The organism is Nocardioides zhouii, from assembly GCF_004137345.1.
Lineage (GTDB): Bacteria > Actinomycetota > Actinomycetes > Propionibacteriales > Nocardioidaceae > Nocardioides > Nocardioides zhouii.
In genome coordinates, this window is the sequence record NZ_SDWV01000008.1 from 155,156 (window position 1) to 170,828 (window position 15,673).

The following is a 15,673-nucleotide window of genomic DNA, read 5'->3' on the forward strand; positions in this document are numbered from 1 at the left end:
ACAGTCCACCATGACCGGATGGGATCTGTGGACGGGGTCTCGATACGCCCGCTCGTTCCTCGCAGACTACTCGACCAGCGAGGGGGCGGGACGGGTTCGTAACCTGTCCCCGTGCCCAGCGAGACCCCGATCCTCCGCGAGATGCGGATCGCCGACATACCCGCGGTGATGGCCGTCCAGGAGCCGACCTCGATCGCCGGCCTGTCGGATGTCTTTCCGCAGGACGAGTACCCGTTCCCACGCGACGTCCTCGCGGACCGGTGGCGCGCCGAGATCGCCGCCGCGGACGTCGAGTGCTTCGTGATCCTCCGCGACGATGACATCGCGGGCTTCGCGGCCGTGCAGGCCGACGAGGTCAAGCACTTCGGGGTGGCGGTGGAGGAGTGGGGGAGCGGACTGGCGCGGCAGGCTCACGACGAGCTGGTGGCCCGAATGGCCGGTGCGGGTGTGACGAAAGCCTGGCTGTGCGTCTATGCGGCCAATCCCCGCGGGCGGGCGTTCTGGACCAACCTCGGATGGACGGACACGGGCGAACGGAGCAGCGGCCCGATGCCTCCCCACGCCGAGCTGCTGACCTACGAGAAGGCGCTCGGCTGACGGGCTCCGGCCGCGATGAGCCCCAGCACCTCGTCGGTCGAGCGCACGTCGCCGTACGAGCGGTGGACGACGTGGAGGGTCGCGTTGTGGTCCTGGTCGCGCATCGCGGCGCAGGCGTCGGCGACGAGGATGACGCGGAGGCCGGCGGCGCTCGCGCCGCGGACGGTGTCCTCGACGCACACGTTCGTCACGGTGCCGGTGACCACGACGGTGTCGACGTCACGTGAGGCCAGGAGGTCGGGCAGGTCGGACGAGCCCGGGGTCCAGGCACCGCGCGCGGTCTTCTCGACGGCGAGGTCGTCGGGCTGCACGTCGAGGCCCGGCGCGAGGCGAGCCACCGGAGGGCCGGTGCCACCCGAGCGGGCGTACGTCTCGGCCACCTCGTCGCCGAAGAACTCGCGGTCCTTTGCCGTCGGCTCCGTGAAGCCGGGCACCACCCACGCCACGGTGCCGCCGGCCGACCGGAGGGAGGCGGCGAGCGCGTTGACCCGCGGCAGGATCCCGCGGACGTACGCCGACTCGCGCACGAAGAACGGCACCAGGTCGACCACCACGAGGGCTGTCCGCCGCGGGTCGAGGTGCTCGTACGCGTGCCGGCGCCCACGCCGGGCCTCGTGCCGCGCGTACTCGCGCTCCTCGACGAACCACTGGTGGTCGGCGACGTCGAGGGGTGATGTCATCGGCCGAGGCTACTGTCGGCCCATGGCCGCAGGGACCGACGCGCCGAGCTACGAGACCAGGCTCCTCACACCCGACACGTGGGACGACTTCGCTGCCCTCGTCGAGGCCAACAACGGGGTGTGGGGCGGGTGCTGGTGCATCGGCTTCCACCCCGAGGGGCTCGCGGGCAACGCGGAGGACCACCGCCTCGCGAAGCGCGCGCACACCGACGCCGGCACCGTGCACCAGGTGCTCGTCTACGACGGCGACCAGGCGGTCGGCTGGTGCCAGTTCGGCAGTCCCGCCGAGCTGCCCAACATCAAGAACCGCAAGGTCTACGACAAGGACAGCGACGCCCTGCCCGCCTGGCGGATCGGGTGCATCTTCACAAGCAGCAAGCACCGGGAGAAGGGCGTGGCGCGGGCGGCCGTGACGGCGGTGCTCGAGGAGATCCGGTCGGCCGGCGGCGGGGTCGTCGAGGCCTATCCCGAGCAGGTCGAGGACCGCAAGCCGCAGCGCGGGGCCTACCTCCACACCGGGCCCGAGACGCTCTACGAGGACCTCGGCTTCGTCCGCGACCGGCAGATCGCCAAGTGGCGCTGGGTGATGCGCCTCGAGGTCTCCGGCTAGGACCGCGCCGGCACCTCGAGGAGCGGGAGCCCGGACTTCCTGGCGCTGAGCCCGGTCATCTCGAGGTAGAGATCGTGCGCGGCCGCGCCGAAGAACTCGCCGAGGCCACACCCGGCGCGCGCGTCGGGGAAGGCGCGCAGGGCCTCGGGGTCGGCGAGCACGGCGTCGTACGCCGACTGCCCGTGCGCCACGATCCAGCTGCGGTAGTCGGTGCTGAGGTCGTCGCCCAGGCCCATCCCCGGGGCGCAGATGTCGTCCGAGACGTCGGTCGACGAGCGCAGCGCGATCGTGCAGCTCGCGTGCACGACCTCCCAGAACTTCTCGTGGCCGGACCCGGTGGGACTGCAGTACGCCGGTGGCGGGGACCCGGACGTCGCGGGCTCGCCCGCGTCGGACCCGCAACCGGCGAGCGCCAGCGCACCCAGCAGCGCAGCAACGCTCATCCGGACGCCGACCCCCGTCATGGTCACGGAGTCTGGCATTTCCGGCGCCGATAGGCTGCAGCCCCGACCCACTGACCCGAAGGATCACCCATGGCCGGCGGACTGTTCGCCCTCCTCGACGACGTCGCCGCACTCGCCCGGATCGCGGCCGCCAGTGTCGACGACGTCGGCGCCGCGGCAGCGCGTGCCAGCGCCAAGGCCGCGGGCGTGGTCGTCGACGACACCGCGGTGACCCCGCAGTACCTCGCCGGGTCCGCCGCCGCGCGCGAGCTGCCGATCATCAAGAAGATCGCCATCGGCTCGCTGCGCAACAAGCTCCTCTTCATCCTCCCGGCGGCCGTGCTGCTCGGGCAGTTCCTGCCCTCGCTGCTGCCGGTCATCCTCATCTTCGGTGGAGCCTTCCTCGCGTACGAGGGCGCGCACAAGGTCCACGAGCGGCTCACCGGTCACGGCTCCGAGGCGGAGGCGGAGGTCGCCGAGCAGGGCGAGCTCACCCCCGAGCACGAGGCGCGGACCATCTCGCAGGCGATCCGCACCGACTTCATCCTGAGCGCCGAGATCATGGTGATCGCGCTCAAGGAGGTCGTCACCTCCGACCCCGACGCGAGCATCTGGATGCGGGCGATCGTGCTGGCCGTGGTGGCCGTGCTGATCACCGTCCTCGTGTACGGCGTGGTCGCGCTCATCGTGAAGATGGACGACGTCGGCCTCCACCTCGCCGAGAAGCCGTCCCAGGGCTCGCAGCGCGTCGGGCTCGCGCTGGTGTCGGCGATGCCGAAGCTCCTGGCGGCCATCTCCCTCATCGGCACGCTCGCCATGCTCTGGGTCGGCGGCCACATCTTCCTGGTCAGCCTCTACGAGATCGGCGGCCACGACGGACTGCTCGAGGGCACGACGCTCGGCGACGTGCTGCACGCGCCGTACGACCTCGTCCACCACTGGGAGGTCGACGTGCACGACGCCATCGGCGGGGTCCTCGGCGCACTCGCCGGATGGCTCCTCAACACGCTCCTGTCCGCCATCGTCGGCCTCGTCGTCGGGGGCATCGTCCTGGCCGTGCTGAACGCACTGGGGATCGTCGGCGGCCACGGTGACGACCACGCCGACGAGGCCGGCGGCGAACACGGCGATGCCGCTCACGAGGATTCTCCGAATCGCTGACCCCAGATTTACTCTCTTCTGGTCCGCGCGGGAGATCCCACGACGCACAGATGTGCGGCGCAGACGGCCTCTTCCACACCAGGAGACAACTGATGGACTTCAAGGTCGCTGACCTCACCCTCGCCGCGTACGGCCGCAAGGAGATCGAGCTCGCCGAGCACGAGATGCCGGGCCTCATGGCCATGCGCGAGCGCTACGGCAAGGACAAGCCCCTCGCGGGCGCCCGCATCGCCGGCTCCCTGCACATGACCATCCAGACCGCCGTGCTGATCGAGACCCTCGCGGCTCTCGGCGCGGACATCCGCTGGGCCACCTGCAACATCTTCTCGACCCAGGACCACGCCGCTGCCGCGGTCGTCGTGGGCCGTGACGGCACCGCCGAGGACCCCCAGGGCGTCCCGGTCTTCGCCTGGAAGGGCGAGAGCCTGGCCGAGTACTGGGACGAGGCGGAGAAGGTCTTCGACTTCGCCGAGGGCGGCCCCAACATGCTGCTCGACGACGGCGGCGACATCACCATGCTGCTGCACCTCGGTGTCGAGTTTGAGAAGGCCGGCGCCGTGCCGTCGCAGGACTCCACCGACAACGAGGAGTTCAAGGAGGTGCTGCGCGTCCTCGCCCGCTCGCTGGAGAACGACCCGCAGCGCTGGACCCAGCGCGCCCCGATGATCAAGGGCGTCTCCGAGGAGACCACCACCGGCGTGCTCCGCCTGTACGACCGCTTCCGCGAGGGCACGCTGCTCTTCCCGGCGATCAACGTCAACGACTCGGTCACCAAGTCGAAGTTCGACAACAAGTACGGCTGCCGCCACTCGCTCATCGACGGCATCAACCGCGCCACCGACGTGATGATCGGCGGCAAGGTCGCCGTCGTCTGCGGCTACGGCGACGTCGGCAAGGGCTCCGCGGAGTCGCTGCGCGGCCAGGGTGCCCGCGTGATCGTCACCGAGATCGACCCGATCTGCGCGCTGCAGGCCGCGATGGACGGCTACGAGGTCAAGCGCCTCGAGTCGGTCGTCGAGACCGCCGACATCTTCATCACCACGACCGGCAACTTCGACATCATCACCGTCGAGCACTTCCACAAGATGAAGCACCAGGCGATCGTCGGCAACATCGGTCACTTCGACAACGAGATCAACATGGCCGGCCTGGCCAAGATCCCCGGCATCGTCAAGGACGAGATCAAGCCGCAGGTCCACCAGTGGATCTTCGAGGACGGCAAGAAGGTCATCGTGCTGTCCGAGGGCCGTCTGCTCAACCTCGGCAACGCGACCGGCCACCCGTCGTTCGTCATGTCGAACTCCTTCACCAACCAGGTGCTGGCCCAGGTCGAGCTGTTCACCAAGGCCGACGAGTACGAGCTCGGCGTCCACGTCCTGCCCAAGCACCTCGACGAGGAGGTGGCCCGCCTTCACCTCGACGCCCTCGGTGTCGAGTTGACGGAGCTCACCAAGGAGCAGGCTGCCTACCTCGGTGTCGACGTGGCCGGTCCCTACAAGTCCGACCTCTACCGTTACTGAGTCGCAGCGAGGTCACCGTGATCGTGCGGACCAGTCCCTAGACTGGACGGCATGACAGACCTTGCCGAACCGGCGCGTGGCAGCGTGCTCGTCGTCGACGACGACGCCTCCCTGGCGGAGATGCTCTCCATCGTCCTCCGCCAGGAGGGGTTCGACAGCCGGATCGTGGGCCGCGGCGACATCGCGCTCGACGCGTTCCGCGACTACAAGCCCGACCTGGTGCTGCTCGACCTGATGCTCCCGGGCAAGGACGGCATCGACGTCTGCAAGGAGATCCGCGCCGAGTCGGGCGTGCCGATCGTGATGCTCACCGCGAAGGGCGACACCGTCGACGTGGTCGTCGGGCTCGAGTCCGGTGCCGACGACTACATCATCAAGCCGTTCAAGCCCAAGGAGCTCGTCGCGCGGGTCCGCGCACGTGTACGCCGCAACGACGTCTCCAACGAGCAGGGCCTGACCATCGGTGACGTGACCATCGACGTCGCCGGGCACGCGGTGTCGCGCGAGGGTGCCGCGATCAACCTGACGCCGCTCGAGTTCGACCTGCTCGTCTGCCTGGCCCGCAAGCCGTGGCAGGTCTTCACCCGCGAGGTGCTGCTGGAGCAGGTCTGGGGCTACCGCCACAGCGCCGACACGCGCCTGGTCAACGTCCACGTGCAGCGCCTGCGCTCCAAGGTCGAGCACGACCCGGAGAACCCCGAGGTCGTCGTGACCGTGCGCGGCGTGGGCTACAAGGCCGGCAAGTCCTAGGCCGCAGGTGACTCCCAGGTGAGCGGGCTCGACCGGCTGCCGCCGAGCCTCCGGCACGGGCCGGCCTTCTGGCGCCGCTCGGTGCAGGCGCGCGTGGTGCTCAGCACGATGCTGCTCTCGGCGCTGGTGGTCGGTGTGGTGGGGGCGTTCCTCATCCACCAGACCCGCGACGGCCTGCTCAAGAACCGCGTGGACGCGGTGGTGCAGGAGGCCGAGGGGGAGACCGAGACCGCGCGCGAGAACCTGGCGGCCGCGTCCGGCCTCGAGGTCGACGCGTCCGCCCAGCAGCAGGCGCTCGTCGAGCCGATCATCGCCCGCGGGTCGACGCGCGGGTTCGCGGTCGTCCTGTCGCCGCCGGTCAGCGACGGCGTACGGCTCGCCGACGGTGGCGCGAAGTTCACCGAAGGGCTGAACCTCGCGAGCGTGCCCGAGAAGCTCCAGGCCCGCTTCGACGCCGTCTCGGCGACGGCCTGGACCTACACCGACATCCGGACCAGCGAGGAGGTCACCGGGCTGCCCGAGGGCCCGGGCGTCGTCGTCGCCAGCCAGGTCCGGCTGCCCGCCGACAACAACACCTACACCCTCTACTACCTCTACCCCCTCGACGAGCAGCAGCGCACGCTCGCCCTCGTCTCCCGCGCGATGCTGGTCGCTGGCGTCCCCCTGCTGCTCCTCGTCGCCGGCCTGACCTGGCTCGTGACGCGCCAGGTCGTGACGCCCATCCGGATGGCGCGCCGGGTCGCCGAACGGCTCGCCGCGGGACAGCTCCAGGAGCGGATGCGCGTGACCGGCGAGGACGACCTCGCCCGGCTCGCGACGTCGTTCAACCAGATGGCCTCCAACCTCCAGAAGCAGATCCGCCAGCTCGAGGAGCTCAGCCGCCTGCAGCGCCGCTTCGTCTCCGACGTCTCCCACGAGCTGCGGACGCCGATCACGACGGTGCGGATGGCCAGCGACGTCATCCACGACGCGCGGCCGTTCCTCGACCCGGTCACCGGCCGGGCCGCCGAGCTGCTGCAGAAGGAGCTCGACCGCTTCGAGACCCTGCTCGCCGACCTGCTCGAGATCAGCCGCTTCGACGCCGGCGCGGCGGTGCTGGAGCCCGAGGACGTCAACCTCGTCGACGTCGCCCGGCGGGTGGTGGACATGACGTCGGCGCTCGCGGCCCAGCGCGACATCCGGGTCGTGGTGCGCGACCCCGGGGTGCCCTGCGTCGCCGAGGCGGACGTACGCCGGGTCGAGCGCATCGTGCGCAACCTGGTCACCAACGCCATCGACCACGCGGAGTCGCGCGACGTCGAGATCTTCGTCGGCGCCGACCGGCAGTCGGCGGCGATCGCCGTGCGCGACCACGGCATCGGGCTCGGGCCGGGGGAGTCGGCCATGGTCTTCAACCGCTTCTGGCGTGCGGACCCCGCCCGCGCGCGTACGAGCGGCGGCACCGGGCTGGGGCTGTCGATCTCGCTGGAGGACACCCACCTCCACGGCGGCTGGCTCCAGGCCTGGGGACGACCCGGGGAGGGCGCCCAGTTCCGGCTGACCCTGCCCCGCCACCTCGCCACCCAGCTGCGCCACTCGCCCCTGCCACTGGTGCCGGACGACGCCCGGGAGACCGCATGAGGACCGGGCTCGTACGTGCGCTGACGGCCGCGGCCGCCTGCTCGCTCCTGGCCGGGTGCGTGGGGATGCCGACCGACGGCCCGGTGCGCGAACCCCAGGTCTCGGTGCCCACCGACGACGTCCCCGGCATCTCGTTCGACCCGCGTCCGCCGCGCGCGGGGGAGTCGGCGGCCGACATCGCGGAGGGCTTCCTCGAGGCGATGAAGGCCACCCCCATCAACCTGACCGTGGCGCGGCTCTTCCTGTCCCGCGAGGCATCGGACGCGTGGGTGCCGGAGCAGCAGATCATCACCTACGGCGAGCCCGGCGTGGCGTCGGACGAGTCCGCGGTCTCGATCCGCCTCAAGGACGTCAACCTCTACGACGAGCGCGGCGCCTGGCAGCGCACGCAGGCCACGCGCGACCTCGAGCTCGGACTGGTCCAGGAGGACGGGGAGTGGCGCATCGACCAGGTGCCGGACGCCCTGATCGTGCCGGACACCTGGTTCGACGACTGGTACGAACGCGCCTCGCTCTACTACTTCGACCCCACCGCCGCGGTGCTGGTGGCCGAGCCGGTCTTCGCCCCGAAGGGCGACCAGTTCGCGTCGTCGCTGGTGCGCGGGCTGGTGACCCAGCCGCCCGTGGCGCTCGACGGCGTCGTCAGCACCTACTTCCCGCCCGGCACGCGCGACGGGCTGTCGGTGCCCATCGCCAGCGGCATCGCCGCGGTGTCGCTCACCGGCGACCCGGCGGCCGTCGACGACGAGACCGGTGGTCGGATGCTCGCCCAGCTGGCGTGGACCCTGCGGCAGGAGCAGCGGGTCCGCGCCGTACGGCTCAGCGTGGGCGACCGGGTGATCGACACCCCCGACGGGTCCTCGCCGAGCAACCTCGACGCCGGCAGCAGCTACGACCCCGACGGGCTGCGCGCGAACCCGGAGATGTTCGCCCTCGTCGAGGGTCGAGTGGTGACCGGCGACATCGGGACGCTCGAGAACACCCTCGGCCCGCTGGGCGACGAGCCCTACGGCCTGCGCTCCATCGCCGCCAGCATCTCCGGCTCGCACGTCGCAGGCGTCACCTCCAGCGGCACCGAGCTCGTGCTGGCCCCGACCGAGGCCCCCGACGGCGAGGTCACGCTCGTCGTCACGGGCGTCGACCTGGCCGCCCCCAGCTGGGACTTCCGCGACCGCGTGTGGGTGCTCGACCGCACCGGCGGGAGCGCCCGTGTCGTCGTCGTCGTCGACGGGACGGCGAGCCTGGAGACGGTCCCCGGCCTGACCGGTCGCACGGTGACCAAGCTGCTGGTCTCGCGCGACGGCAGCCGGTTGGTCGCGGCGGTCCGCGGGCGCACGAAGGATCGCGTGGTGGCGACCCGCATCCGGCACGACGCGGCGGGCGAGATCCTCGGGTTCACGCCGATCCGCACCCTGCCGCTGCCCGAGGAGCGCAGCCCGCGCATCCGCGACATCGCCTGGCGCACGCCGACGGCCATCTCCGTGCTGAGCAACGCCTCCAACGGCTACTCCCAGGTCCGCACCTTCTCGGTCGACGGTGCGCCGGGCGAGATCGTCACCGGCGGGCTGACGTTCCTGCGCGGTCGTTTCCGGAGCCTCGTCTCCGCGCCGGTGGAGGGCAGCGACGTCTTCGCCCTCGGCAACGGCCTCGTGCAGAACCTGACCAACCCCGATCGCCTCGTGCCCGCGCTGCCCGAGGGACTGGCGTCCCTCACCTACGTCGGCTGATCCACAGGCGGCGCGCGCCCGGTTGCCCGCGTACGGTCCCGGCTGCTGGCATGGGCGGGTGCTCGACGAGGCCCTCGACCTGTTCCTCGGCAGCCGCTGCGTGGGGTGCGACGCGCCGGGCCGGATGCTGTGCGCGCGGTGCCGTGCGGGCCTGTCGACGCGCGCATCCGTCGCGTGGCCGTCGCCCGTGCCCGAGGGGCTGGTGACGCCGTGGGCCACCGAGGCGTACGACGGCGCCGTGCGCGCACTCGTCGTGGGCCACAAGGACCGCGGCCAGTGGGGGCACCGCCGCGTGCTGGGTGAGCTGCTGTCACGTGCCGTGCTCGCTGCCACCGCCGATCTCGACCCGGAGGTGCCGGTCCTCCTGGTGCCGGTGCCGTCGCGGCCCGGTGCCGGGCGCCAGCGCGGCTACGAGGCGACCACCGCCATCGTGAGGTGCGCGGCGGCGCGGGTCCGGAGCGGCCGGCAGGTCGCCGTCGCGCCACTGGTCGTCTCGCGTGGCGCGGCCGACCAGGCAGGCCTCGATGCTGCCGGGCGGGCCGCCAACGTGCGCCACTCGATGCACTGTCCCTCGGCCCTGCTGGCCCGCGTCGCGCGCCGCCGGCCCACGGCGTACGTCGTGGTGTGCGACGACGTGGTGACCACCGGGTCGACTGCCCGGGAGGCCCAGCGCGCGCTCGAGGCGGTGGGGCTCGCCCCGGTGGCCGTCGCCGCGGTCGCCGCCACGCAGAGGACTGCCCGACAGGTGACCCGTCCTGTTGGCCTCGGCCCGTGGAGGGGCTAGCGTCTTGTCATGGAGTCCGTCCGGGTCCGTGGTTGCGTCATGCAGAGGACTTCTGTGTGGCAAGCCGATGCCAGTCGCAGGCGAAACGGTCCACGTAAGTCCCTCGCGGGACGATCACGGTGCGGCTTAGAAGTAAGTCCTGCCTCGTCGCCGACGTCATATGCGTCGGCTGCCGGGAGAAGGCCAGTAGTGGCGGAGAAGCTGCGAACGTCTCAGCAGGCGATTGTGGGGTCGAAGACCAGGTCGGCCGGGCGGACTCCATCCCACCCTGCCCCGGCGCGGTGCGCCCGGGACCATGGAAGGGTGCGGACTGCTTGCTAGCTGAGGAGGTTCACATGGAGGTTGTGGTCACGGGACGACACTGCGAGGTGTCCGATCGATTCCGCGAACATGTCTCGGAGAAGCTCACCCGTCTGGAGAAGCACGACCACCGCATCATGCGGGTCCAGGTGGAGGTGGAGCTCGAGAAGAACCCTCGCCAGCACGATCGCGCGACCAAGGTCGAGCTCACGGCGTTCTCCAAGGGCCCGGTCATCCGGGCCGAGGCGGCCGCCGAGGACAAGATGGGCGCGCTCGACCTGGCGCTCGACAAGATGCAGGCGCAGATGCGCCGCGCCGCCGACCGCCGTCGGGTCCACAAGGGACGCAACGACCACGTGTCGGTCGGCGAGGCCCTCGCCGGCATGCCCGAGGTGGAGGACGCAACGGACGACGAGCCCGGCGTCATCGAGCACAAGGTCGGACCGATCACGGTCACCGGCGACGGCCCGCTGGTCGTCCGCGAGAAGTCGCACACGGCCGTGCCCATGACGCTCGACCAGGCGCTCTACGAGATGGAGCTCGTCGGCCACGACTTCTACCTCTACGTCGACAAGGAGAGCGAGCGCCCTGCCGTGGTCTACCGCAGGCGCGGCTACGACTACGGCGTGATCTCCCTGGACGTCGACGGGCACCGCGCCCACTGACCTCCGGAGCTCGGTCGCGCGCGCATGACATGATGCGCGCGTGACCGAGGCAACAGGCTCCCCAGCAGGCGTCGAACCCGTACGTGTCCTGGTCGTCGACGACCAGGAGCTGTTCCGCCGCGGGCTGATCATGCTGCTCAGCGGGGACACCGACATCGAGGTCGTCGGGGAGGCCTCCGACGGCATCACCGCCACCGAGCTGGCCGTCAAGACGGCGCCCGACGTGATCCTGCTCGACGTACGCATGCCGCGTCGTACGGGCGTCGAGGCGTGCCGGGGCATCAAGGAGGCCGTGCCGTCGGCCAAGATCATCATGCTCACCGTCTCCGACGAGGAGGCCGACCTCTACGAGTCGGTCAAGAACGGTGCCTCGGGCTACCTCTTGAAGGACTCCTCGATCGAGGAGGTCGCCCAGGCGATCCGGGTCGTCAACGAGGGCCAGTCCCTCATCAGCCCGTCGATGGCCGTCAAGCTGATCGACGAGTTCAAGCAGATGTCGAAGCCCGAGCGCGAGCAAGGCCCCGCCCTCCGCCTGACCGAGCGTGAGCTCGAGGTGCTGCGGCTGGTGGCCAAGGGCCTCAACAACCGCGAGGTCGCCAAGGAGCTCTTCATCTCCGAGAACACGGTGAAGAACCACGTCCGCAACATCCTGGAGAAGCTCCAGCTCCACTCCCGCATGGAGGCCGTCATGTACGCCATGCGCGAGAAGCTGCTCGACCTGCCCTGACCCCCGTGGACCACCTGACCAACCTCCAGGCGCGCCGCATCGCGCTCGAGGCCCAGGGTTTCTGCGACCGCCCCCACGCCACGCCCGCGCTGCGTACGCTCGAGCGCACCGTCGCCCGCACCGGGGTGCTCCAGGTCGACTCGGTCAACGTGCTCCAGCGCGCGCACTACATGCCGCTCTACTCCCGCATGGGTTCCTACGACGTCGACCTGCTCCGCCGGGCGTCGAGCACCACGGGCCGTCGCCCGCGCCACCTGGTGGAGTACTGGGCGCACGTCCAGGCGCTGATGCCGGTCGAGCTGTGGCCGCTGATGCGGCACCGCATGGAGCACTACCGCTCCGAGCGCGGCAAGTGGGGGTTCACGGCCGACGCCGACATCGAGCCGCGGGTGCTCGACGCGGTCCGCGACCGCGGACCGGTGACCGCGCGCGACCTCGAGGAGGAGTTCAGCACCGGGCCCCGCACCAAGGAGCACTGGGGCTGGAACTGGTCGGAGGCACGCAAGGTCCTCGACTACCTCTTCCTCGTCGGTGGCGTGGCGATCGCCGGGCGTACCAGTCAGTTCGAGGTGCTCTACGACCTGCCCGAGCGGGTGCTGCCGGCTGCCGTCCTCGACGCACCGACGCCGACCCCGCAGGAGGCGGTCACCGGGCTCGTACGCCTGGCCGCCCGGTCGCACGGCGTGGCGAGCGCCCCGGACCTCGCCGACTACTACCGCCTGCGTCTCCAGCCGGCTCCCGGCAAGCCGAGTGCCAAGGTCGCGATCGAGGAGCTCGTCGAGGTGGGGGAGCTGACCCCGGTCGCCGTCCAGGGCTGGAAGCGCCAGGGCTACCTGCACCGCGACGCCCGCCTCCCGCGGCGGGTCTCGGCCCGTACGCTGCTCAGCCCGTTCGACCCGGTGGTGTGGGAGCGCGAGCGCGCCGAGGCGTTGTTCGACTTCTTCTACCGCATCGAGATCTACGTCCCGGCCGAGAAGCGCCTGCACGGCTACTACGTCCTGCCGTTCCTGCTCGGTGACCGGCTGGTCGGCCGGGTGGACCTCAAGGCCGACCGGGTCGCCCGCGTGCTGCTCGTGCCCGGTGCGTTCGCCGAGGCGGGCGCCCCCGAGGAGACGGCCGACGAGCTGGCAGCCGAGCTCCGCCGGCTCGCCCGCTGGCTGGACCTGGACGACGTGGTGGTGGGCCGTCACGGCGACCTGTCCGACGCGCTGCGAGGCGCGTTGGAGCGGTAGGTAGAGTTACCACTCGTGCCTGCCATCATCGACAAGCTGCTCCGCATCGGCGAGGGCAAGATCCTACGAGAGCTCGAAGCCGTCGTGAAGGCGGTCAACGCCATCGAGGACGACTTCGTCAAGATGAGCGACGACGAGCTCCGTGCCATGACACCCGAGCTCAAGGAGCGCCTCGCCAACGGCGAGACCCTCGACGACATCATGCCGGAGGCCTTCGCGGTCGTCCGCGAGGCGAGCCAGCGCGTGCTGGGCATGCGCCCGTTCGACGTGCAGATCATGGGCGCGGCCGGGCTGCACCTCGGCAACATCGCCGAGATGAAGACCGGTGAGGGCAAGACCCTGGTCGCCGTGCTCCCGTCCTACCTCAACGCGCTCGCCGGCAAGGGCGTCCACGTCGTCACGGTCAACGACTACCTCGCCAAGTTCCAGTCCGAGCAGATGGGCCGCGTGCACCACTTCCTCGGCCTGACCACCGGAGTGATCCTGCCGTCCATGCGGCCCGCGGAGCGTCGCGAGGCCTACGGCTGCGACATCACGTACGGCACCAACAACGAGCTCGGCTTCGACTACCTGCGCGACAACATGGCCGACTCGGTCGAGGAGTGCGTGCAGCGCGGTCACAACTTCGCCATCGTCGACGAGGTCGACTCGATCCTCATCGACGAGGCGCGGACCCCGCTGATCATCAGCGGCCCGACGCAGGACGAGGTCAAGTGGTACGCCGAGTTCTCCAAGCTCACGCGCACGCTGGTCCGGGACACCGACTACGAGGTCGACGAGAAGAAGCGCACCATCTCGGTGCTCGAGCCCGGTATCACCAAGGTCGAGGACCACCTCGGCATCGACAACCTCTACGACTCGGTCAACACCCCGCTCATCTCGTTCCTCAACAACTCCATCAAGGCCAAGGAGCTGTTCCGCAACGACAAGGAGTACGTCGTCATGGACGGCGAGGTGCTCATCGTCGACGAGCACACCGGCCGCATCCTGGCCGGGCGCCGCTACAACGACGGCCTGCACCAGGCCATCGAGGCGAAGGAGGGCGTGACCGTCCGCGAGGAGTACCAGACCCTCGCCACCATCACCCTCCAGAACTACTTCCGCCTCTACGACAAGCTCTCCGGCATGACCGGTACGGCCATGACCGAGGCCTCGGAGTTCGACAAGATCTACACGCTCGGCGTGGTGCCGATCCCGACGAACCGCCCGATGCAGCGCGTCGACAACGTCGACCTCGTCTACCGCACCGAGGAGGCGAAGTACGAGGCCGTCGCCGACGACATCCGCGAGCGCCACGAGAAGGGCCAGCCGATCCTCATCGGCACCGTGTCGGTCGAGAAGTCGGAGTACCTCTCCAACCTCCTGCGCAAGCGCGGGATCCCGCACACCGTCCTCAACGCCAAGCAGCACGCCGACGAGGCCAAGGTCGTTGCGCTCGCCGGCCACAAGGGCTCGGTCACCGTCGCCACCAACATGGCCGGCCGAGGCACCGACATCATGCTCGGCGGCTCCGTCGACTTCCTCGCCGACCAGGAGCTCCGCAAGCAGGGCCTCGACCCGGTCGAGGCGCCCGAGGACTACGACGCCGCCTGGCCGCCCATGGTCGAGCGCATCAAGGCGCAGGTCGCGGCCGAGCACGACGAGGTCCGCGACCTCGGCGGCCTCTACGTCGTCGGCACCGAGCGCCACGAGTCGCGCCGCATCGACAACCAGCTGCGCGGTCGCTCCGGCCGCCAGGGCGACCCGGGCGAGTCCCGGTTCTACCTGTCGCTGCAGGACGAGATGATGCGGCTGTTCAAGTCGGAGTGGGTCGACCGGATCCTCACCGTCCTCAAGGTGCCCGACGACGTCCCGATCGACGCGAAGCGCGTGAGCAACGCGATCGCCGGCGCCCAGGCCAACATCGAGTCGCAGAACTTCGAGTCGCGCAAGAACGTCCTCAAGTACGACGACGTGATGAGCCGGCAGCGCGAGGTCATCTACGCCGAGCGCCGCCGCGTCCTCGAGGGCGCCGACCTCGGCGAGCAGATCCGCGGCTTCATCGACGACGTCATCACCGGCTACGTCCGCGGTGCCACCGAGGGCTACGCCGAGGACTGGGACCTCGACGCCCTCTTCACGGCCCTCGGCCAGCTCTACCCGATCGGACTGACCAAGGACGGCATCATCAAGGAGGCCGGCGGCCTCGAGAACATCAGCCGCGAGAAGCTCATCGAGGACCTCCAGAAGGACGTGCAGGAGGCGTACGACCGCCGCGAGGACGAGATGGGCGAGGAGGTCCAGCGCGAGCTCGAGCGTCGCGTCGTCCTCTCCGTGCTCGACCGCAAGTGGCGCGAGCACCTCTACGAGATGGACTACCTCCGCGAGGGCATCTACCTGCGGGCCTACTCCCAGCGCGACCCGCTCGTGGAGTACCAGCGCGAGGGCTTCGACATGTTCGCCGCGATGATGGACGGGATCAAGGAGGAGTCGGTCGGCTTCCTCTTCAACCTCCAGGTCGAGGTCGACGACGACGGCGACGACGCTGAGGGCGACGAGGCGGTCGAGGTGGCTGCACCGCAGGCCCCCCAGATCTCCGCGGCGACCCCGCAGATCGACTTCGCCCAGGCGCAGGCGCACGCTCCGCAGATCCGGGCCAAGGGCCTGGAGAAGCCGAACCGCCCGAAGAACCTGTCCTACAGCGCCCCGTCCGAGGACGGCGACGCCGAGGTGCACGCTGCCGCGGCGGGCGAGGACGACGAGTTCGCGGGCGTCGGTCGCAACTCACTGTGCCCGTGCGGCTCCGGCCAGAAGTTCAAGCGCTGCCACGGCGCCCCCGGTGGGGCCTCGGGCTACACGACGCGCGCCGGCGGCTGAG

General features: G+C 70.4%; 14 protein-coding genes. 12 read left to right on the top strand and 2 right to left on the bottom strand.

The genetic code is table 11. The features are described from left to right. Positions 1-111: 111 nt before the first annotated feature. Positions 112-597, top strand: a complete 486-nt coding sequence (locus tag EUA94_RS10080; RefSeq protein ID WP_207210490.1) for a GNAT family N-acetyltransferase — start codon at positions 112-114, stop codon at positions 595-597. On the opposite strand, the gene EUA94_RS10085 is transcribed toward EUA94_RS10080, so the two are convergent. After that, the gene (locus tag EUA94_RS10085) at positions 576-1,277 is read right to left on the bottom strand and encodes a cysteine hydrolase family protein (RefSeq protein WP_129426739.1); all 702 of its coding nucleotides are present in this window, start codon (positions 1,275-1,277) and stop codon (positions 576-578) included. The two genes, EUA94_RS10080 and EUA94_RS10085, sit on opposite strands and share 22 nt — an antisense overlap. A gap of 22 nt (positions 1,278-1,299) precedes the next feature. On the opposite strand from EUA94_RS10085, the gene EUA94_RS10090 reads away from it, so the two are divergent. After that, the gene (locus tag EUA94_RS10090) at positions 1,300-1,887 is read left to right on the top strand and encodes a GNAT family N-acetyltransferase (RefSeq protein ID WP_129426740.1); all 588 of its coding nucleotides are present in this window, start codon (positions 1,300-1,302) and stop codon (positions 1,885-1,887) included. Here EUA94_RS10090 and EUA94_RS10095 read toward each other — a convergent pair. Continuing rightward, positions 1,884-2,351, bottom strand: a complete 468-nt coding sequence (locus EUA94_RS10095) for a DUF4240 domain-containing protein (protein ID WP_129426741.1) — start codon at positions 2,349-2,351, stop codon at positions 1,884-1,886. The genes EUA94_RS10090 and EUA94_RS10095 overlap by 4 nt on opposite strands. A 69-nt stretch (positions 2,352-2,420) precedes the next feature. Here EUA94_RS10095 and EUA94_RS10100 point away from each other — a divergent pair, with 69 nt between their 5' ends. From EUA94_RS10100 to secA, 10 genes are all read left to right on the top strand, one after another. Further along, on the top strand, positions 2,421-3,491 hold the full coding sequence (locus EUA94_RS10100; protein WP_129426742.1) for a DUF808 domain-containing protein: 1,071 nt from the start codon (positions 2,421-2,423) through the stop codon (positions 3,489-3,491). A gap of 92 nt (positions 3,492-3,583) precedes the next feature. After that, the gene (ahcY, locus tag EUA94_RS10105; RefSeq protein ID WP_129426743.1) at positions 3,584-5,011 is read left to right on the top strand and encodes an adenosylhomocysteinase; all 1,428 of its coding nucleotides are present in this window, start codon (positions 3,584-3,586) and stop codon (positions 5,009-5,011) included. Positions 5,012-5,062: 51 nt separating this feature from the next. After that, entirely contained in the window at positions 5,063-5,761 is a 699-nt protein-coding gene (mtrA, locus tag EUA94_RS10110; RefSeq protein ID WP_129426744.1) for an MtrAB system response regulator MtrA, read from the top strand. Positions 5,762-5,779: 18 nt separating this feature from the next. Further along, the gene (gene mtrB, locus EUA94_RS10115; RefSeq protein WP_242494780.1) at positions 5,780-7,381 is read left to right on the top strand and encodes an MtrAB system histidine kinase MtrB; all 1,602 of its coding nucleotides are present in this window, start codon (positions 5,780-5,782) and stop codon (positions 7,379-7,381) included. Continuing rightward, a complete protein-coding gene (locus tag EUA94_RS10120) occupies positions 7,378-9,108 on the top strand; it encodes an LpqB family beta-propeller domain-containing protein (RefSeq protein WP_129426745.1) in 1,731 nt (576 codons plus the stop codon). Before mtrB ends, EUA94_RS10120 begins: the two co-directional genes overlap by 4 nt. Positions 9,109-9,166: 58 nt before the next feature. Continuing rightward, positions 9,167-9,892, top strand: a complete 726-nt coding sequence (locus EUA94_RS10125; protein WP_242494781.1) for a ComF family protein — start codon at positions 9,167-9,169, stop codon at positions 9,890-9,892. A 335-nt stretch (positions 9,893-10,227) separates the two neighbouring features. Further along, a complete protein-coding gene (gene hpf, locus EUA94_RS10130; protein ID WP_129426746.1) occupies positions 10,228-10,857 on the top strand; it encodes a ribosome hibernation-promoting factor, HPF/YfiA family in 630 nt (209 codons plus the stop codon). Positions 10,858-10,897: 40 nt separating this feature from the next. Beyond that, positions 10,898-11,584 carry a response regulator gene (locus tag EUA94_RS10135; protein ID WP_242494782.1) on the top strand — a complete coding sequence of 229 codons (687 nt, stop codon included), beginning with the start codon at positions 10,898-10,900 and terminating at the stop codon, positions 11,582-11,584. Between the two features lie 5 nt (positions 11,585-11,589). Then, on the top strand, positions 11,590-12,816 hold the full coding sequence (locus tag EUA94_RS10140; RefSeq protein ID WP_129426747.1) for a winged helix-turn-helix domain-containing protein: 1,227 nt from the start codon (positions 11,590-11,592) through the stop codon (positions 12,814-12,816). Positions 12,817-12,831: 15 nt separating this feature from the next. Then, entirely contained in the window at positions 12,832-15,672 is a 2,841-nt protein-coding gene (gene secA, locus EUA94_RS10145) for a preprotein translocase subunit SecA (RefSeq protein WP_129426748.1), read from the top strand. The last annotated feature ends 1 nt before the right edge of the window (position 15,673 follow it).